Source organism: Lacrimispora algidixylanolytica, from assembly GCF_003609635.1.
In the GTDB taxonomy this organism is placed as follows: Bacteria; Bacillota; Clostridia; order Lachnospirales; family Lachnospiraceae; genus Lacrimispora; species Lacrimispora algidixylanolytica.
The window spans coordinates 664,770-683,425 of sequence record NZ_MCIA01000001.1 but is presented as its reverse complement, the minus strand read 5'-3'; the positions used below and the strand labels follow the sequence as shown (position 1 = coordinate 683,425).

Sequence of the window (18,656 nt, the reverse complement as noted above, 5' to 3'; positions counted from 1 at the left end):
TTGTAAAATCTTTATTTATCATGAGTGATCGTGGCAGATACTCCTCTTATAATGTTACACCTTTAATCTAATTACTCAACTTTCCCAGCTTAATTATCTAGCTGAACAATTGAATATTCTACATTTGCGGCCTATAAAAATAACATATTGATGTAAAAATGCACCTAACATCTGATATAATGAATGTGCGAATTACCATAATCAGACAAGAAAGGTGGATACCACTATGATAAACCATAATGACTCATCTGAAAAGACCCAAATTGCTTTTTTACAGGCTTTTAAATCCTTAAAACTTGCGGAGCTCCTTCATAAATCTGGAAACTGAATTTCAGGGTTGTAGTTATGATATGATGCTTAGAAGGAACGAAAACTGCCAGAAAACCTTTGGCGAATTATTCTTTATGTTCTGTGAAGACATTCAGATATGGAACTAACATCAGCATTGCAAAGCCTTATGGGCTTATTTGTAAAACAATTTAAGGAAACCGATGGGTTACAGGGGCGGGGAGGATCCTTTTTGGTACATTGGCCAAAGGGCATAATAGTAACGTTTCCTACGTGGTCTGCAATCGTTGCCTTGTTTTTTCCTTGTAGGATGGGTCCATGACTAACAGGTACTTTTAGTTCACTTTCAGAGGTTCCAAACGAGCATGATAAAACAGCACCTTCCATGACGTGATACGTTTGCGACATGATGCAGTTCTCCTTTTCTTTCTTCTTATTTATAAGAACAATACATAAAGCAACAAAATTTTATTGATGTACAAAATAACCCCCTGTAAGTAAGAATTTGCAACCCATCCAGAGGAAAAAATGGATGACAGTGGAAACCCAAAGGCAGGGACAGAGGTGTTTGTCGAAAAAATCCGCATGAATACAAGGAAAATTGCATATTTCCCTTGACGAACCTTGCAATGTTCTATATAATTGAAACGATGTTTAACTAAAATAGTCTCAATATGTTTCATCATATTGCCTATGATAAGCTATTGTAACAAGAGGAGGTGTCCGTACATTATGAAAATGACGTTTCAGCCAAAAAAGAGACAGAGATCCAAGGTTCATGGCTTCAGAGCCAGAATGAGCACTCCGGGCGGAAGAAAAGTTTTAGCTGCCAGAAGAGCAAAAGGAAGAGCAAAATTATCAGCTTAATGGACCAGGCCGCAAGTAATTGTGGCCTTTTCTTTTCTCAAATTCCAGACAGACGGAAAAGGAAAGATTTTTATGAAGCATTTTAATTCGATCAAGAAAAACAAGGATTTTCAAGCTGTTTATCAGAATGGGAAATCCTATGCCAACAGACTTCTTGTTATGTATGTGAAGAAATCGGACATGCCCAGATCAAGGATTGGGATATCCGTAAGCAAGAAGGTTGGAAACAGCGTTGTAAGGCATCATTTAACCAGATTAATCAGAGAAAGCTTCAGGCTTCATGAAGACGTGGTAGAGGCCGGGTTAGACATCGTGGTAGTTGCCAGAGTATCGGCAAAGGAAGAAAATTACAAAACAATCGAAAGTGCATATTTGCACCTGTGCGGACTTCATAACATTTTAAAAAAAGAATCGAAGTGATCTTATGGTGAAAAAAGTCATGATTTTATTGATCAGAGGATATCAGAAATTTCTCTCTCCCTTAAAAATAAGAACTCACTGCATATACACACCAACGTGCTCTCAATACGCCATTGAAGCATTGAATAAACATGGTGTGTTTAAAGGTACGTTTTTGGCTTGCTATCGGATTATTCGCTGTAATCCGTTTGCAAAAGGCGGTTATGATCCAGTTCCGTAACAGATGAGGAGGTAGTTCATTGGAATTCTTAGTACTGACTAAGGTAGGGGGTATTTTGGGCCCGTTTGCAACCGTTCTGGGTGTTATCATGGATTGGCTGTTTCAGCTGACCAGTACATTTGGAATTCAGAATATCGGTTTATGTATTATCTTATTTACTCTTGTAACAAAGCTTCTTATGTTTCCTTTGACATTAAAACAGCAAAAATCTTCCAAGCTGATGAGTGTTATGCAGCCGGAAATTCAAGCCGTTCAGGCAAAGTATAAAGGAAAGACTGACCAGGAATCCATGCGGAAACAAAACGTAGAGGTTCAGGCTGTCTATGAAAAATATGGAACTTCCATGACAGGCGGATGCCTTCAGTTAGTAATCCAGATGCCAATCCTGTTTGCTCTTTATCAGGTAATTTATCAAATCCCTGCATACGTACCAAGCGTAAAGCGGTTATTTGAAAATGTAGTTAATGCCATTGGTTCTTTAAATGTAAATCATGTAGAACAGTTAAAGCAGTTTGCTACTGACAATAAAGTAAACATTACTAGAGTTCATGACATGTCTACGAACAATGGTATGGTAGACTTTTTGTATCAGTTAAATCCAATGCAATGGGGACAACTACAGAATTTATTCCCTTCTGTGAAAGATGTTATCGCATCCAATGCAGATAAAATTGCTCAAATGAATTCCTTTTTAGGAATTAATCTTGCTTCTACTCCATCTAGCGTTATTTTCCCAGCTGGAGGCGGTTTTCATTTCAGCTTAGCTCTCTTAATTCCTGTTATGGCCGGTGCCAGCCAGTGGTTCAGTGCTAGACTTATGACCGTAAATCAGACTCAGACCCAGAAACCAGGGGATGAAGGAAACGCTATGGCTCAGTCCATGAAGATGATGAATACGGTTATGCCACTAATGTCTGTATTTTTCTGTTTTACCTTTCCTGCCGGTATTGGTATCTACTGGATTGCATCCAGTGTATTCCAGATCTTACAGCAGCTTGCAGTAAACCGTTATCTAAATCGCATCGATATGGATGAGATGATCAAGAAGAATGTAGATAAGGCAAATAAAAAACGTGCGAAAAAAGGCCTACCGCCTCAGCGTGTTTCCCAAAATGCGACCGCTAACTTAAAAAATCTCCAGGCCGCGAATGAAGTTGAAGAAGCTGATATGGATGCAAAGAAGGAAAAAATTAAGGAACAGGTTAAGGCTTCCAATGATTTTTACAATAAAGATTCTTCTAATCCAAGCAGTATTTCATCAAAAGCAAGGATGGTTTCGAAGTATAACGATAAGCAAAAATAGCGGGAGGGTGACCTATGGATATGATTACAGTTTCAGCAAAAAACGTTGATGAAGCGATTACAAAGGCATTAATCGAATTAGAGACAACCAGTGATAAGCTGGAGTATGAAATTGTTGAGAAAGGCAGTAATGGTATTCTGGGATTTATCGGCCAAAAACCTGCTGTCATCCGTGCAAAGAAAAAGGAGACTTTAGAGGACAAAGCAGAAGCATTTCTTTCTGATGTGTTTGGAGCTATGAACCTTTTAGTCAAACTTGAGATTTCCTTCCATGCAGATGATAGAGAACTTTCCATCGTTATGTCAGGTGATGATATGGGCATATTGATCGGTAAGAGAGGACAGACCTTAGATTCCTTACAGTATCTGGTTAGCCTTGTAGTAAATAAAGAAAGCGATGATTACATTCGGGTAAAACTGGATACAGAAAATTACAGGGAGCGCAGAAAAGAAACCTTGGAAACGCTTTCAAAGAACATTGCTTATAAGGTAAAACGCACCAAACGTTCCGTTTCTTTGGAGCCGATGAACCCTTATGAGAGAAGAATCATTCACTCCGCACTTCAAAACGACAAGTTCGTTGTTACTAGAAGTGAAGGAGAGGAACCATTTAGACATGTGGTAATATCTCTGAAAAGAGAATTCCCCAAAAAAGATAGGTATCAGGAAAAAGATAAATAGTCAATTAACAATGAGGGGTTGGGGCTGTCGGAAGGCACCTCGCCCCTTTTCCTTATTAATAGGTGAGAAAATATGAAGATGAATACAATTGCGGCCATCGCTACTGCTATGTCAAATTCCGGAATCGGAATTGTGAGAATTAGCGGCGAGGAGTCATTTCAAATTATAGATAGAATTTTTAAGGCGAAGGGAAGCGGGGATAAGAAGCTTTCTGGGGAGCCTTCCCACACCATTCATTACGGTCACATCTTTGATGGAGAAGAGATGGTTGATGAGGTCCTGGTCATGATCATGAGAGGGCCAAAGAGCTTTACAGCAGAGGATACCATTGAGATTGACTGTCATGGTGGGGTTCTGGTAACGAAACGAATTTTAGAGACAGTATTAAAGTATGGTGCGAGACCTGCGGAACCAGGTGAATTTACAAAGAGGGCATTTTTAAATGGTCGAGTGGATTTATCCCAGGCAGAGGCTGTTATTGATGTGATCAATGCGAAAAATCAATACGCATTAAAATCTTCTGTGAGCCAGTTAGAAGGTTCTGTATCCAGGAGAATTAAGGATATGAGAGATAAGATCTTGTACCACATTGCATTTATTGAATCCGCTCTTGATGATCCGGAACATATCTCTTTGGATGGTTACAGAGATACTCTTATGGAAACTTTACTGCCGTTAAAGGAAGAACTTCAAAGCCTGATCAGTTCATCGGATAACGGAAGAGTTCTTTCTGAAGGCATTGAAACGGTTATTTTAGGAAAGCCAAATGCAGGGAAATCTTCTCTTTTAAATGTTCTCTTAGGAGAAGATAGAGCCATTGTAACAGACATTGCTGGGACCACCAGAGATACTCTAAGAGAGCAGATCCGTTTGGATGAGCTAAGTCTTAACATCATTGATACGGCTGGAATCCGGGATACGGAAGATGTGGTGGAGAAGATCGGAGTGGAAAAGGCCAGGTCTGCGGCAGAAGGTGCGGATCTTATTATCTATGTGGTGGATGGTTCCTGTTCTCTCGATGAAAATGATGAGGAGATATTAAACTTCATCAAAGATAGGAAGGCCCTTACCATCTTAAATAAAACAGACCTTAAACCAGTGGTGACTAAGGATCAGTTATGTGTTTTAACAAACCATCCAGTGATCTCAATCTCTACCAAAGAAAGAACTGGTATCCGGGAGCTGGAAGAAGAAATAACAGCGATGTTCTATGAAGGAAAACTGGATTTTAATGATGAGGTTTACATTACCAATGTAAGACATAAAAATGCTCTTTTGGAAGCCTTAAAAAGCCTTAGTATGGTAGAGCAAAGCGTCCAAAATGAGATGCCAGAGGACTTTTATTCCATAGACTTAATGGATGCTTATGAACTGCTTGGAACCATTCTGGGAGAGTCTGTAGAGGATGACCTAGTCAATGAAATATTTAAAAAGTTCTGTACGGGGAAATAGTGTCAGAATACCTTTAGCCCCAGTCAGGGCATGAAGAAAGAGGGAAAATCAAATGCAGCATTTAGAAGAATCATATGACGTTGTGGTTGTTGGTGCCGGCCATGCCGGTTGTGAAGCAGCGCTAGCCTGTGCCCGTCTAGGACTTGAGACCATCGTCTTTACCGTCAGTGTCGATAGCATTGCCTTAATGCCTTGCAATCCAAATATTGGAGGAAGCTCTAAGGGACATCTGGTCCGCGAGCTTGACGCCCTAGGCGGACAGATGGGAAAGAATACAGATAAGACCTTTATTCAGTCAAAGATGTTAAATCAGTCTAAGGGACCTGCGGTCCATTCTCTTAGAGCTCAGGCGGATAAGCAGAATTATTCAAGAGAGATGAGAATGACATTAGAACGTACCGATCATCTAACCATACGGCAGGCAGAGGTGACGGAAATCATCACAGAAGATGGAGCCATTACAGGGGTGAAGACTTTTTCTGGAGCCACTTACCGGTGTAAGGCGGTTGTCCTGGCTACTGGAACCTACTTAAAGGCCAGATGCATCTACGGCGACGTAAGCGAGTATACAGGCCCTAATGGACTTAAGTCTGCCAATTACTTAACGGATTCATTAAAAGCCCATGGAATTGAAATGCTGCGCTTTAAAACAGGGACACCAGCTAGAGTGGATAGTAGGAGCGTGGATTTTTCTAAGATGGAAGAGCAGTTTGGAGATAAGAGGGTTGTACCATTTTCTTTCTCCACGGATCCAGAAACCATCCAGAAGGAGCAGATTTCCTGCTGGCTTACTTATACCAATGAGAAAACACATAACATTATCAGAGAGAATTTAGATCGTTCCCCTCTTTATTCCGGAGCTATTGAAGGAACCGGACCAAGATACTGCCCATCTGTGGAGGATAAGGTGGTGAAGTTTCCTGATAAGGAGCGTCATCAGGTTTTTGTAGAGCCGGAGGGGATTCATACCAATGAAATGTACTTGGGAGGTATGTCAAGTTCTCTGCCAGAAGATGTCCAGTACGCCATGTATCGCTCCGTACCTGGTCTTGAGAATGTTAAAATCGTGCGAAACGCCTATGCAATCGAATACGACTGTATCAATTCCAGACAGTTAAAGCCGACGCTGGAGTTTAAGGGAGTGGACGGACTGTTTAGTGGTGGTCAGTTTAACGGAAGCTCAGGTTATGAGGAAGCGGCTGTTCAGGGCTTTATGGCAGGAGTAAACGCAGCTATGAAGGTTCTTGGAAGGGAGCCAAAGATTCTTGACCGTTCCCAGGCATATATTGGGGTACTCATTGATGACCTTGTTACAAAGGAAAATAATGAGCCATACCGTATGATGACTTCAAGAGCAGAATACCGCTTGCTTCTCCGTCAAGATAATGCAGATTTGCGCTTGATGAAGATTGGTCATGAGATTGGCCTCATTTCAGAAGAACAGTATGAAGCCCTTCTTCAAAAAGAACAGTCCATAGAAGCAGAGATAAAACGTTTGGAATCCACTAATGTGGGGGCATCTAAGGAGGTTCAGGAGTTTTTAGAGGCGAATGCGAGCACACCTTTGAAAACAGGAACAACCTTGGCAGAGTTGGTAAGAAGACCAGAACTCAATTATGTTATGTTAACCACAATTGATAAAAACAGAATTGAGCTTCCATGGGATGTGGCCCAGCAGGTGGATATTAACATTAAGTACGATGGTTATATTCGCAGGCAAAAGCAGCAAGTTTCCCAGTATAAAAAGCTAGAGAATAAAAAGCTGGATGTAACTTTTGAGTATGAAACCGTTAAGGGACTTAGACGCGAGGCGATACAGAAATTAAATCTATATAAACCAATGTCAATTGGACAAGCATCCAGAATCTCGGGTGTGTCACCGGCAGATATATCGGTACTGCTAGTGCATTTAGAACAGCTTCGGGTTCAGAGGAGTTTGGAGAAGAAAGGGCAGGAAGACAGCCATGAGAGAGATATTTAAGAAGCAGTTTCAGGAAGAATTAGATTTATTGGAAATAAAATTAGAAGATAATCAAATAGACCAATTTTACGATTATTTTGAAATATTGGTTGAATGGAATAAAGTCATGAACCTCACGACTATTATTGAAATGGAAGAAGTGATTACAAAGCATTTTGCAGATAGTCTTTCTCTTGTAAAAGCAGTAAAGGATTTAAGTGAGAAAGAGTATAAAATTATAGACGTTGGCACAGGAGCAGGATTCCCAGGAATTCCTCTTAAAATAGTATTCCCACAGTTAAATATTACACTTATGGATTCTCTCAATAAGAAAGTCAAATTTTTGAATGAAGTGATTGATAAGCTTGGGTTAGACGGAATTCAAGCGATACATGGAAGAGCTGAGGACATGGGAAGAGATGTGAAGTATAGAGGACAATACGATCTCTGTTTATCAAGAGCAGTGGCAAATCTCAGCACCTTATCTGAATACTGTGTACCGTTTGTAAAAGTAGGGGGATCCTTTATCCCATATAAGTCTGGGAAGATAGAAGAGGAGCTTGGAGCAGCCAAGCATGCAGTTTTCTTACTTGGAGGAAAAGTGGAAGGGTTAGAGACTTTTTTACTCCCAGGTACAGATGCGGAGCGATCATTGGTATTGATTCGTAAGAATAGTGAGACTTCTGGGAAGTATCCTAGAAAAGCGGGCTTGCCTTCCAAAGAACCATTAAAATAAAATGTTTCACGTGAAACATCCGGGAGCATGTGCTCCGCTGCTAAGCAGGGATGTTTCACGTGAAACATTTTTATATCCATTTCTTTCTTTATTAATTGCTTAGACAAAATACATCTGGATGGTTCGAAGTAGTTCGGTAGGATTTTCCAATTGTGGTAAGAACTTGGAATTTCCAATCAATGAAGTTTCTATAGCCGGATTGTATCTCTGATATTCTCGAATCATATCATCAATGTTTTCCATATCTTCTCCACCTACAATATAGATACTATTATCTATTTTCTTTAATGAATTCACTATATTACATCTCGCGTAATTGCAAGTAACACTGGCATATAATGACTTAGGAGATTCACCTAAATGAGCAGACTCATAATAGATATCGATCAAAGAGTTTTTAACGGAATAAGGATTGGAAAAATAATGAGTGGAGAACTCTTCCTTAATAGCCTGTTTGCTAGTAGCAATATGATAAAGTAATGTCCCTATGATAGGTAAATCCAAAATAAATTTATAGACCTTACTATGTTTGTTTGGTATCTGGCTACACAGCAGAAGGCTATCCGGATTGATCAACATAATTTGGTCAAACAATTCAGGAGCATTGTTACATGCCATAACAGCAAGAGAGGAGGAGGAACCAGAAGCGATTACGTTGGTTCGATGTCCAATCTCAGATTTAATAAAATCAGAAATCATCTGTACATACAGATAATTGGTATAAGTGAGATCAGGTTTTTCTGAACGTCCACAGCCTAATAGATCAACGGTATATACCGTGTACTGATCTTTGAGATTGTTGATCATCTGATTCCATTCGTATCCACTTCCATGTTCAGATAGATGATGAATTAATAAAAGTGGTTTTCCAGATCCGGTTTTCGTATAATGTATATTGCCGAAGCGCCATTTATAGCAGTGTGCTTTTGTGTCAGATAATAAATTCTTGGAGGTTGCTGATAGTTTGATACATTTATTAATGACAGCAGTAGCAGCGGCAGCGCTAGCAGACAAAACGAGAAGAGTCAGTAATTTATTCTTTGTTTTCATTATTTCCCTCCTAAAGTAGAATGATCTCTTCCTATTATAATATAATCAATATGGACTTACAACGTCAAACATATTAATTTATTCTTAAGCTTGGAAAAATGTTTCACGTGAAACATTTTTTATTAAATCTGTATTTATTTTACAGGAAACCATAGGAAAAAAAAATAAAATATGCTATACTCTAATTTGAACTGCAATTTCCGGATGTAATACAGGAGAATACAAATAATGGGAAGAATCATCGCAATAGCAAACCAAAAAGGCGGAGTCGGTAAAACGACTACTGCAATTAATTTGTCCGCATGTCTCGCAGAGGCAGGGCAACGGGTATTAGCTGTGGATTTTGATCCACAGGGTAATGAAACCAGCGGACTTGGGATAGAAAAAAGTACCGTAGAAAAAACCATCTATGATTTACTGGTAGGAGAGTGTGAAATTGATGAATGTCTAATTTCTAATGTTCAGGATAATCTAGATTTGCTTCCCTCTAATGTAGAATTGGCAGGAGCTGAAATCGAGTTATTGGAAATAGAAAACAAAGAAAATCTCCTTAAAACATATCTTGAAAAAGTCAAGAATAACTATGATTTTATTATCATAGATTGCCCCCCCTCACTGAATTTATTGACAATCAATGCCTTAACCGCTGCAAATACTGTATTAGTGCCCATTCAATGTGAATACTATGCACTGGAAGGACTAAGCCAGGTTCTAAAAACCGTAGGATTAGTGAAAAAGAAATTGAATCCATCCTTGGAAATGGAAGGCGTTGTTTTCACCATGTACGATGCAAGAACAAACCTTTCACTGGAAGTTGTAGAAAGTGTAAAGAACAATTTAAATCAGAATATCTATAAGACTATTATACCCAGAAATGTCAGACTGGCAGAAGCACCAAGTCATGGAATTCCCATCAATTTATATGATTCCAGATCAGCAGGAGCAGAAAGCTACCGGTTACTGGCGGCCGAAGTAATAAGCAGAGGAGAAGATATCTAGATATGGCAAAGAGAACAGGTTTAGGAAAAGGGCTTGGAGCAATTTTTGGAGATGAAGTAATGGAATCTGCAGCCGAGGAACAAGAGATAAAGAATCATCAAAAACAAGAAGCGGCCGAAGCCAAGGCAAAAAAGGAAGAGAAAAATTCTGAATTAGGAAAAGAGATGTTTCTAAAAATCACCTCCATTGAGCCAAACCGTAGTCAGCCAAGAGTTGATTTTAGAGAAGAATCCCTTTTAGAGTTGGCAGAATCCATGAAGGAATACGGTGTTTTACAGCCACTTTTGGTACAGAAAAAAGGAGATTTCTACGAAATCATCGCTGGCGAGCGTAGATGGAGAGCCGCGAAACTAGCTGGCCTTAAAGAAGTTCCGGTGGTTATTCGAGAATATACCAAGCAGCAATCCATGGAGATAGCCCTAATTGAGAATGTTCAGAGAGAGGATTTAAATCCAATTGAAGAGGCTAAGGCTTACCAAAGACTGATGCAGGAATTTAGCTTAAAACAGGAAGAGATTGCAGCGCGTGTTGCTAAAAACAGAGTTACTATCACCAATAGCATGCGCCTGTTAAAGCTGGATGAGAGAGTTCAGGAGATGCTCATTCACAACCAAATCACAGGTGGTCACGCCAGAGCACTTCTTTCTGTGGAGGATCAGGAGCTTCAATTTCAATTGGCTGGAAAGATTGTGGCGGAAAGCTTAAGTGTCCGTGAGGTTGAAAAGCTAGTAAAATCCTTATCAAAGAAGAAAGATCCAAAGGAAAAAGCGGAAGAGGATGTAGGAATTTCCCTCATTTTTCGTGAATTAGAAGATCGGATGAAATCTGCTATGGGTACGAAAGTCAGTATCAACCGGAAGGATAAGAATAAAGGAAGAGTTGAAATCGAGTATTATTCCGAGGTTGAATTGGAAAGAATCGTAGAATTAATAGAATCCATAAGGTAAGATCTTAAAAGTGAGGACGAAAGAATGGATAACAGTGTGTTAAATCAGCTGCCAGTTGATCCAGCTTATTTAATTATCGGTCTAGCAGTAATTACCATATTATTGATGATTATTGTAATTATATGTATGATTCAAATGAGAAAGCTGTACCGCAGATATGATTATTTCATGAGGGGAAAAGATGCGGAGACACTAGAAGATATCATCATGGAACAGATGGAAGTGATATCAGAATTAAAGGCAGAAGACCGTGCCAATAAAGATTCCCTACGTAATACAAATAAAAACTATAGAAGCGCCTTTCAGAAATTTGGGCTTGTGAAATACAATGCATTTAAAGGCATGGGAGGTAATTTAAGCTTTGTTATGGCAATGCTTGATTACACCAACACTGGCTTTGTTTTAAACTCCGTTCATAGTCGGGAAGGGTGTTATGTATACATTAAAGAAGTCGACAGAGGAGAGACAGACGTACTCCTTGGAAGCGAAGAAAAAGATGCTTTAGAGCAGGCGTTGGGATACCATTCATAAATGCAATGAGAAAGCAGGTGCAAAAATGGCAGCACCTGCTTTTTCTATTATTATGGAAAGGATTCTCAACTGTTTATACTTGCAAATTCTGAAGACAGGGATATAATAAGTATATTCAAAAAATATGGTTTTACGAAAGGAATCACTTATATGGAAGAGGTATTAAAATATTTAAAGGAATGCGGCACATTCTATCTTGCAACCATGGATGGGGATCAGCCTAGAGTCCGTCCCTTTGGAGCTGTTTGTGCCTACGAAGGAAAAATCTACACGATGACCGGTAATAGAAAACCAGTGTATCAGCAGATGTTAAAGAATCCAAAGATTGAAATCAGTGGTATGAATAAGGGAACATTTATCCGATTGGAATGTGAAGTTGTACCAGATGATAGAAGAGAAGTAAGAGTCGCCATGATGGAAGAGTATCCTGGTTCTTTAAGTAAAATGTATTCGGTTGACGATAAAATAATGGAAGTACTATACTTAAAGAATGTAAAAGCCACCATAAATACTCTTACCGGCGAAAGTAAAGTGATTGAATTTTAATTAAATTTTATAAAATCTGTTTCATATCCATACCCCGTTCTTCTGTCAGAGCCGCTCCGATGGCAGTGCTATATTCTGCCTGTTCCGGGATGATGAAATGAACGTCAAACATGGTCTCCAGGGATTGGAAAATCTCCTTACACTGAGGGAATTTAACCAAATTTCCTGTCATCACAAAGTCATGAATGTTGCTGTTTAAAGATGATAAGATGGCAGATTTCCCAATGACCTGGAGTACCATATGAATGATTCCAATTGCAATGTCTTCCTCAGAAACCAGATTTCTCACTTTGCCAAAATTAGAGGCAGTGGCGGTTAATGGTAGCCCTGGTAGAGCGTCTTTGGAGATATCTTGTATCTGCAGATCAATATTTCTTAAGTTCCCTTTGCTGGCTAAATCCATAATTTGAGAGATATCCTGAGTCTTTAATAAAAGGCTGGAAAGTCCTAATATGGTTCCGCCTCCGATACCAATGCCACCGGTATGTGAAATTTTATCTCCATTTACCTGGACGAGAGACGTCCCGGTACCCATACTTACTACAATCAAATCTTTTAATCCAGTAAAATACTGCCCACCTAATCCATTCGAGATGAATTCATTTACCTTATAAGTAGGAATACCGTAAAGAGGCTGTTCCACATAAGCGCTTCCTACCCCTGTGAGCATAATTTTCTCTATATCAGTCAATTGAATGTTATTATCATAAATGAATTTTCCCAAGGCACCAAAAAGGGAGGCAATGGGGTTATCTGCCTTAACAACGGTAGGTATTTTTAATTTATGGTCTTGAAATCCTACGATTTTCGTAGTACTTCCTCCAATATCAATTCCGATAGTTATTTTCATAGTTCTAAAATCCCCTTATATCTATTCTGTAACCAGAGCCAGACAAGCTTTAAAAAAGTGAGAAAAAGACCTTCTGACTTATAGTATGGTTCCAGGGCTAACTATAACATACATGACATGCCTTGCCAAGTTTTTAAATCCGTCCACTTGCATTGTACTTCAATAAAGGCAAGAAAAGGTAATTGAGAGAAACTGGAAAAGAATGATAGGTTCCAAGGCATTTTAGTGTGCTAAAATATCTATAAGCAACATTTTCCCTTATAATTAAGGGAAGATCTTATTAATAAGCTTTCTTAATAAGTACAAAAGTATTGATATACAGTTAGTAACAAAAAAGTGCAAGCTTGAATAAAATGATAAAAAACATATTGACAAAAAAATAACAATGATTTATAATGAACACATGAAACATCGTTAAAAAAATATCTAACTTAAACAACCCGTTATGCTCATATAAAATTGGAGGAAATTCAAGATGGCAAAGAAAGAAGAACAGGTAAGAATTCCTGAGATTATTGATAGTGTGGAATCCCTCATTGCAAAGATGGAAGCCATGAGAGAGGCTCAGAAAGTATTTGCTACCTTTACACAGGAACAAGTAGATAAGATCTTTTATGAGGCAGCTAGTGCAGCTAACAAATTAAGGATCCCACTTGCTAAGATGGCAGTGGAAGAGACTGGTATGGGTATTGTTGAAGATAAAGTCATTAAGAATAACTATGCAGCTGAATACATCTACAATGCTTATAAAGATACAAAGACCTGTGGCGTGATTGAAGAGGATAAAGCTTATGGTATTAAAAAGATTGCAGAGCCAATTGGTTTAATTGCTGCTGTTATTCCTACCACAAACCCAACTTCAACTGCTATCTTCAAAACACTTATTTGCTTAAAGACAAGAAATGCCATCATCATTTCCCCACACCCAAGAGCAAAGAACTCTACCATTGCGGCAGCAAAAGTAGTTCTTGATGCGGCAGTTAAGGCTGGAGCACCAGAAGGCATTATTAGCTGGATCGACGTTCCTTCTTTAGAGCTGACCAATGAAGTAATGAAGGGTGCAGATACCATATTAGCTACTGGTGGCCCTGGAATGGTTAAGGCAGCTTATTCTTCCGGTAAACCAGCATTAGGCGTAGGTGCAGGCAATACACCTGTTGTCATTGATGATACCGCTGATATTAAAATGGCAGTAAACTCCATCATTCTTTCTAAGACCTTTGACAATGGTATGATCTGTGCTTCCGAACAGTCTGTAACCGTTCTTGAAAAAGTTTATGAAGAGACGAAAAAAGAATTTACAAAACGGGGCTGTTACTTCCTTAAAGGCGATGAGATTGAAAAGGTTCGTAAAACCATTGTTATCAACGGCGCATTAAATGCAAAGATTGTAGGCCAGACAGCCCACACCATCGCTAAGCTTGCAGGAGTTGATGTTCCTGTATCCACAAAGATCCTGATTGGTGAAGTTGAAAGCGTTCATATTGAAGAAGAATTTGCTCATGAGAAGCTTTCTCCAGTTCTTGCAATGTACAAAGCAAAAACCTTTGACGAGGCCATTGAGAAGGCAGAGCAGTTGGTTGCTGACGGCGGCTATGGCCATACAGCTTCCCTGTATATTAACGTAAATGAAAAAGAGAAAATGGATAAACATGCGGCTGCTATGAAGACCTGTCGTATCTTAGTAAATACACCTTCTTCCCACGGCGGTATCGGTGATCTTTATAACTTTAAGCTGATGCCATCTTTAACCTTAGGCTGCGGTTCCTGGGGCGGAAACTCTGTTTCTGAGAATGTTGGAGTGAAACATCTGCTCAATATTAAGACCGTTGCTGAGAGGAGAGAAAACATGCTGTGGTTTAGAAGTCCGGAAAAGGTTTACTTTAAAAAAGGCTGTATGCCAGTAGCGCTTAGCGAATTAAAGGATGTTTACAACAAAAAGAGAGCTTTCGTTGTTACCGATTCCTTCCTATATAGCAATGGATACACCAAGGCAATCACAGATAAATTAGATGAAATGGGAATTGTCTATACGGTATTCTCAGATGTTCAACCAGACCCAACATTAGCAAATGCTCAGTCAGGCGCTGCAGCGATGAGAGCATTCCAGCCTGACACCATCATCGCACTGGGTGGCGGATCCGCTATGGATGCTGCCAAGATCATGTGGGTAATGTATGAGCACCCAGAAGTTGATTTCCAGGATATGGCAATGCGCTTTATGGATATCAGAAAGAGAGTCTACACCTTCCCGAAAATGGGAGAGAAAGCTTATTTTATCGCCATTCCAACCTCTTCTGGTACTGGTTCTGAGGTTACCTCCTTCGCTGTTATTACAGATCAGGAGACCGGCGTGAAATATCCTCTTGCAGACTATGAGTTAATGCCTAACATGGCTATTGTTGATGCAGATAACATGATGAGTCAGCCAAAAGGCTTAACAAGCGCCTCTGGTGTCGACGTTCTGACTCATGCATTAGAAGCGTATGCTTCCGTAATGGCTTCAGACTACACCGATGGTCTGGCATTAAAATCAATGAAGAATGTATTTAATTATCTTCCTACCGCTTACAATGATGGTGCGAATGTAGAAGCAAGATGCAAGATGGCTGATGCTTCCTGTATGGCTGGTTTAGCCTTTAACAACGCATTCCTCGGAGTTTGTCATTCCATGGCTCATAAATTAGGCGCTTATCACCACATTCCTCACGGTGTGGCAAATGCCCTTCTCATTACACTTGTAATGGAATTTAACTCATCAGAGGCACCTGCAAAGATGGGAACCTTCTCTCAGTATCAGTATCCTCATACACTGGAACGGTATGCGGAATGTGCTCGTTTCTGTGGGGTTGAAGGAAAAGATGATGCAGACGTATTCAAAAAATTCCTTGTTAAGGTAGAGGAACTTAAGAAAACCGTTGGTATTAAGGCAACCATTAAGGATTACGGCGTAGATGAGAAATTCTTCTTAGAGACTCTTGATGAAATGGTTGAGAACGCTTTTGATGACCAGTGTACAGGAGCAAACCCAAGATATCCTCTCTTTGCTGAGATTAAGGAAATGTATTTAAAAGCTTACTACGGTAAATAATTTAAGTTAGACAATATAGAAGTCTGATTGTAAACGGCATAGTCATATTTGGCTATGCCGTTTTGTTGTTTTAATGCGTTAGGGTGGATAGAAGACTTGTTTCGTGTTACTATATAGATAGGAATTATGATTAAAATGAAATTGAGGTTTGTTAGATGAAATATGTAAATAAAATACCTTCTGAGGATGGTCAGAGAACGGATGAACTGGTGCAACTGGGGTATAAAAGGCTAAAGGAGCCAAAGTCTGTTGGTGCTGCCATAGGTTTTTCCCTGCCACTGTCTATTTTGCTCATGTTGATAGCTGTTTTCTGGTGTTATTTATTAGACCCGTCTCTTTTTGACTTTATGAACAAAGATGGAATATCGGTGGAAATGACCATTGATTTAACCTTTATCTTCTATGTTGCAGGAACGATTTTGTGCCTTCTCATCCATGAGCTTTTTCATGCGACATTTATTCCAGGGGCCTTTCGTTCAAAGAAGACCTACTGGGGGTTCAATGGAGTGTTTGGCTTTGTATATACGGAGGAGGAGATCACTAGAGGTCGATTTCTATTGATATCGATTATGCCTCTTCTCTTGATATCATTTGTTATTCCAGTAATTCTCTCGTCTGTGGGAATTTGGAGCCACTACTTGATTTTTTTAAGTGTGTTCAATGCAGGTGGTGCTTGTGTGGATCTTTTAAATATGGTACTTGTAATTGTTCAGGTACCCCCCCGAGGGATTGTGGTTTCTAACGGGTATTCAACATTTTATAAAAGTGCATCTGAATAGAAACTATAAAAGAGGTGTCTGGAACGGTCAGTAATGACGTACTAGACACCTCTTATTTTTGTTCTATTTTTACTATTGGATCTTACCCTCTTTAAATAAGAGTATCATCTCGTGGGTAAGACTTAAATTGGTGAAATCATTGGGGATATCTTCCGGAGCCATCCAGACAGCTGTGGACAACTCTGTTTCATCCAGATGAATATCTGGAGAACCATCCAATTCGGCCCAGTAACCAACTAAGATGGAATCGCTAAATCCCCATGGCTGATTTTTATAGTATCGAATATTTTTTACTCGGATTCCTACTTCTTCCATAGTTTCGCGTTTTACTGTTTCTTCCAGCGTTTCGCCAAACTCCGTAAATCCTGCAATCAGTGCATACCGGGTGTATTCTCTGCCTGCATATTTGGTTAAAAGCAGTTTTCCATTATGAGTCACGCCTACGATGACTGCAGGTGATATCTTGGGGTAAATGGTATTGCCACAGGAGGTACAGACGGCAGCTCTTTCTTTTTTACTTTTCATGGTAGAAGAACCGCAGCATCCACAGAAACGATTCGAGGTATAAAATCGGTGAAGATGTTGGGCAGAGACTGCCGCGAATGAGACCCAAAGGGGTGTCAGTTCTCTTATAATGTCTGCCTTATAAAGTTTTAAATGGTCAGTCTCTTTAATGGAAACTTCTGATTCATCTACCACATAGAAATCCATTTGATCGATGGAAAAAAGATAGTCACAGTGGTCCATGGCATCTTCCATACTCCCTAAAAGAGATTCAAACTTGGGGATTTCTTTGGAACCATCATCGGAAAGCATGATTCGTCCATCCAGAAAATATAAGAAGTAACTGTTAGGGTCAGCCGTTTTTATTAAAAAATCATTACAAAATATATGAGGAAAAATATCCTGTATCATGGTGAATACCTTCTTTGTCATTTGATTTTTAATGCATTAAAAACTATTTTAAGATCTATCCCCATTCCTGTCAAGCGACCACGGTAAAAAAGAAAGAATAAAAGAGGGTGTGGCATAATAAATTTAATATGCTATTTTAATAAAAATCTTATGGATCACTTAAAAAACAGCTTGATACGGCTTATATAAGCCGACCAAGCCGTTTTTCTATGCATTAATTTCTATCGGACCTATTTACAATAGCCTCTCTTGCTATATTAATTTATGAATCGCTTTTCTGACCGGAATTCCAATGATAACAGCCAGGATGGTTAGGAATATGTCTTTTGGAACAAATGCCACTATGGAATAAGTAAATACGCCGTATATGGACATATCTCCAGATAATGCGGCCCATTGGAGTCCACCAATGATTTCGTCAACGATGGTACCTAAAACCGGAAGCAGAAACATAAAAAGTGTGTTAAGTGGCTTACTTCCTGTCTTCGGCCTTAAACCACATAAGAAAACCATGATAGCCCATCCCCAGATATATCCTCCTGTTAGGCTAAGTAATATATTGATCCCGCCTCTGAAGTTAGAAAAGATGGGAAGGCCAACTGCTCCGAGAAGAATGTACACCACAGTGGCTAAAACTCCAAGCCTCCAACCAAGAATGATTCCTACTAGGGCAACTCCAAAGATTTGAATGGTAATTGGTACCCCTGTTGGCATTGGAATGGCTATCTGAGAAATAACAGCAAGGACTGCAGCAAACATACCGGCAATGGCAAGTTCCTTTGTGGTAAAAGGTTGTCTGGCCCGGCTTTTTATATTGTTTTTTAAAGATTGATCTGCTTTCATGAATGGCTTATCCTCCGATTAAGTATAAATTTCTATTGGAATGTTAACATAGGCATAATAAATTGTCAACTTAAAATGACTTTATGGTTTACAATGCGAAAAATGGGTTAAGAAAGTTTTAAGAAAATTTAAGTTCAAAATGGAAAATTCGGAAAAAATAACCATCATGTAACCAGGAT

At 39.3% G+C, this 18,656-nt stretch carries 19 protein-coding genes; 14 read left to right on the top strand and 5 right to left on the bottom strand.

From position 1 onward, the window contains the following. Positions 1–402 precede the first annotated feature (402 nt). Complete coding sequence (locus tag BET01_RS03180) at positions 403–696, bottom strand: PAAR-like protein (protein WP_120195286.1); 294 nt, start codon at positions 694–696, stop codon at positions 403–405. A 324-nt stretch (positions 697–1,020) separates the two neighbouring features. Here BET01_RS03180 and rpmH point away from each other — a divergent pair, with 324 nt between their 5' ends. The 8 genes from rpmH (at position 1,021) to rsmG (ending at position 7,926) form a co-directional block, all read left to right on the top strand. Then, complete coding sequence (rpmH, locus tag BET01_RS03175) at positions 1,021–1,155, top strand: 50S ribosomal protein L34 (protein WP_013274848.1); 135 nt, start codon at positions 1,021–1,023, stop codon at positions 1,153–1,155. Positions 1,156–1,227: 72 nt separating this feature from the next. Further along, positions 1,228–1,575 carry a ribonuclease P protein component gene (rnpA, locus tag BET01_RS03170; RefSeq protein WP_120195285.1) on the top strand — a complete coding sequence of 116 codons (348 nt, stop codon included), beginning with the start codon at positions 1,228–1,230 and terminating at the stop codon, positions 1,573–1,575. Positions 1,576–1,579: 4 nt separating this feature from the next. Continuing rightward, positions 1,580–1,795 carry a membrane protein insertion efficiency factor YidD gene (gene yidD, locus BET01_RS03165; RefSeq protein WP_120195284.1) on the top strand — a complete coding sequence of 72 codons (216 nt, stop codon included), beginning with the start codon at positions 1,580–1,582 and terminating at the stop codon, positions 1,793–1,795. Positions 1,796–1,814: 19 nt separating this feature from the next. After that, positions 1,815–3,098: a YidC/Oxa1 family membrane protein insertase gene (locus BET01_RS03160; RefSeq protein ID WP_120195283.1), complete on the top strand. Its 1,284-nt coding sequence runs from the start codon at positions 1,815–1,817 to the stop codon at positions 3,096–3,098. 14 nt (positions 3,099–3,112) lie between these two features. Beyond that, positions 3,113–3,778 (top strand): RNA-binding cell elongation regulator Jag/EloR, encoded by a 666-nt coding sequence (gene jag / locus BET01_RS03155; RefSeq protein ID WP_120195282.1) that lies wholly within the window; start codon positions 3,113–3,115, stop codon positions 3,776–3,778. Positions 3,779–3,850: 72 nt separating this feature from the next. Further along, positions 3,851–5,230 carry a tRNA uridine-5-carboxymethylaminomethyl(34) synthesis GTPase MnmE gene (mnmE, locus tag BET01_RS03150; protein WP_120195281.1) on the top strand — a complete coding sequence of 460 codons (1,380 nt, stop codon included), beginning with the start codon at positions 3,851–3,853 and terminating at the stop codon, positions 5,228–5,230. Between the two features lie 52 nt (positions 5,231–5,282). After that, on the top strand, positions 5,283–7,211 hold the full coding sequence (gene mnmG / locus BET01_RS03145; protein WP_120195280.1) for a tRNA uridine-5-carboxymethylaminomethyl(34) synthesis enzyme MnmG: 1,929 nt from the start codon (positions 5,283–5,285) through the stop codon (positions 7,209–7,211). Next, positions 7,195–7,926 (top strand): 16S rRNA (guanine(527)-N(7))-methyltransferase RsmG, encoded by a 732-nt coding sequence (gene rsmG, locus BET01_RS03140; RefSeq protein WP_120195279.1) that lies wholly within the window; start codon positions 7,195–7,197, stop codon positions 7,924–7,926. Before mnmG ends, rsmG begins: the two co-directional genes overlap by 17 nt. 99 nt (positions 7,927–8,025) lie before the next feature. Here rsmG and BET01_RS03135 read toward each other — a convergent pair whose 3' ends face one another. Further along, positions 8,026–8,976, bottom strand: a complete 951-nt coding sequence (locus BET01_RS03135; protein WP_120195278.1) for an alpha/beta fold hydrolase — start codon at positions 8,974–8,976, stop codon at positions 8,026–8,028. 228 nt (positions 8,977–9,204) lie between these two features. Here BET01_RS03135 and BET01_RS03130 point away from each other — a divergent pair, with 228 nt between their 5' ends. From BET01_RS03130 to BET01_RS03115, 4 genes are all read left to right on the top strand, one after another. After that, positions 9,205–9,975, top strand: a complete 771-nt coding sequence (locus tag BET01_RS03130; RefSeq protein WP_120195277.1) for a ParA family protein — start codon at positions 9,205–9,207, stop codon at positions 9,973–9,975. Between the two features lie 2 nt (positions 9,976–9,977). Beyond that, positions 9,978–10,922, top strand: a complete 945-nt coding sequence (locus tag BET01_RS03125; protein ID WP_120195276.1) for a ParB/RepB/Spo0J family partition protein — start codon at positions 9,978–9,980, stop codon at positions 10,920–10,922. A gap of 24 nt (positions 10,923–10,946) precedes the next feature. Beyond that, positions 10,947–11,453: a DUF4446 family protein gene (locus tag BET01_RS03120; protein ID WP_120195275.1), complete on the top strand. Its 507-nt coding sequence runs from the start codon at positions 10,947–10,949 to the stop codon at positions 11,451–11,453. Positions 11,454–11,603: 150 nt separating this feature from the next. Then, positions 11,604–11,999, top strand: a complete 396-nt coding sequence (locus tag BET01_RS03115) for a pyridoxamine 5'-phosphate oxidase family protein (protein WP_120195274.1) — start codon at positions 11,604–11,606, stop codon at positions 11,997–11,999. Between the two features lie 7 nt (positions 12,000–12,006). Here the strand turns inward: BET01_RS03115 and coaW are convergent, their stop codons facing one another. Further along, positions 12,007–12,849 carry a type II pantothenate kinase gene (gene coaW / locus BET01_RS03110; protein WP_120195273.1) on the bottom strand — a complete coding sequence of 281 codons (843 nt, stop codon included), beginning with the start codon at positions 12,847–12,849 and terminating at the stop codon, positions 12,007–12,009. 475 nt (positions 12,850–13,324) lie between these two features. On the opposite strand from coaW, the gene adhE reads away from it, so the two are divergent. Together adhE and BET01_RS03100 are read left to right on the top strand one after the other, a co-directional pair. Continuing rightward, positions 13,325–15,940 carry a bifunctional acetaldehyde-CoA/alcohol dehydrogenase gene (gene adhE / locus BET01_RS03105; RefSeq protein ID WP_120195272.1) on the top strand — a complete coding sequence of 872 codons (2,616 nt, stop codon included), beginning with the start codon at positions 13,325–13,327 and terminating at the stop codon, positions 15,938–15,940. A gap of 155 nt (positions 15,941–16,095) precedes the next feature. Beyond that, positions 16,096–16,719 carry a DUF3267 domain-containing protein gene (locus tag BET01_RS03100; protein WP_120195271.1) on the top strand — a complete coding sequence of 208 codons (624 nt, stop codon included), beginning with the start codon at positions 16,096–16,098 and terminating at the stop codon, positions 16,717–16,719. Between the two features lie 72 nt (positions 16,720–16,791). Here BET01_RS03100 and nudC read toward each other — a convergent pair whose 3' ends face one another. Next, positions 16,792–17,634: an NAD(+) diphosphatase gene (nudC, locus tag BET01_RS03095; protein WP_120195270.1), complete on the bottom strand. Its 843-nt coding sequence runs from the start codon at positions 17,632–17,634 to the stop codon at positions 16,792–16,794. Between the two features lie 252 nt (positions 17,635–17,886). Then, complete coding sequence (locus BET01_RS03090) at positions 17,887–18,477, bottom strand: biotin transporter BioY (protein WP_243117102.1); 591 nt, start codon at positions 18,475–18,477, stop codon at positions 17,887–17,889. Between the last annotated feature and the right edge of the window lie 179 nt (positions 18,478–18,656).

Coding starts and splice junctions, on each gene's coding strand:
- BET01_RS03180 (WP_120195286.1), bottom strand. CDS start 696: ATGTCGCAAACGTATCACGTCATGGAAGGTGCTGTTTTATCATGCTCG.
- rpmH (WP_013274848.1), top strand. CDS start 1,021: ATGAAAATGACGTTTCAGCCAAAAAAGAGACAGAGATCCAAGGTTCAT.
- rnpA (WP_120195285.1), top strand. CDS start 1,228: ATGAAGCATTTTAATTCGATCAAGAAAAACAAGGATTTTCAAGCTGTT.
- yidD (WP_120195284.1), top strand. CDS start 1,580: ATGGTGAAAAAAGTCATGATTTTATTGATCAGAGGATATCAGAAATTT.
- jag (WP_120195282.1), top strand. CDS start 3,113: ATGGATATGATTACAGTTTCAGCAAAAAACGTTGATGAAGCGATTACA.
- mnmE (WP_120195281.1), top strand. CDS start 3,851: ATGAAGATGAATACAATTGCGGCCATCGCTACTGCTATGTCAAATTCC.
- mnmG (WP_120195280.1), top strand. CDS start 5,283: ATGCAGCATTTAGAAGAATCATATGACGTTGTGGTTGTTGGTGCCGGC.
- rsmG (WP_120195279.1), top strand. CDS start 7,195: ATGAGAGAGATATTTAAGAAGCAGTTTCAGGAAGAATTAGATTTATTG.
- BET01_RS03135 (WP_120195278.1), bottom strand. CDS start 8,976: ATGAAAACAAAGAATAAATTACTGACTCTTCTCGTTTTGTCTGCTAGC.
- BET01_RS03130 (WP_120195277.1), top strand. CDS start 9,205: ATGGGAAGAATCATCGCAATAGCAAACCAAAAAGGCGGAGTCGGTAAA.
- BET01_RS03125 (WP_120195276.1), top strand. CDS start 9,978: ATGGCAAAGAGAACAGGTTTAGGAAAAGGGCTTGGAGCAATTTTTGGA.
- BET01_RS03120 (WP_120195275.1), top strand. CDS start 10,947: ATGGATAACAGTGTGTTAAATCAGCTGCCAGTTGATCCAGCTTATTTA.
- BET01_RS03115 (WP_120195274.1), top strand. CDS start 11,604: ATGGAAGAGGTATTAAAATATTTAAAGGAATGCGGCACATTCTATCTT.
- coaW (WP_120195273.1), bottom strand. CDS start 12,849: ATGAAAATAACTATCGGAATTGATATTGGAGGAAGTACTACGAAAATC.
- adhE (WP_120195272.1), top strand. CDS start 13,325: ATGGCAAAGAAAGAAGAACAGGTAAGAATTCCTGAGATTATTGATAGT.
- BET01_RS03100 (WP_120195271.1), top strand. CDS start 16,096: ATGAAATATGTAAATAAAATACCTTCTGAGGATGGTCAGAGAACGGAT.
- nudC (WP_120195270.1), bottom strand. CDS start 17,634: ATGATACAGGATATTTTTCCTCATATATTTTGTAATGATTTTTTAATA.
- BET01_RS03090 (WP_243117102.1), bottom strand. CDS start 18,477: ATGAAAGCAGATCAATCTTTAAAAAACAATATAAAAAGCCGGGCCAGA.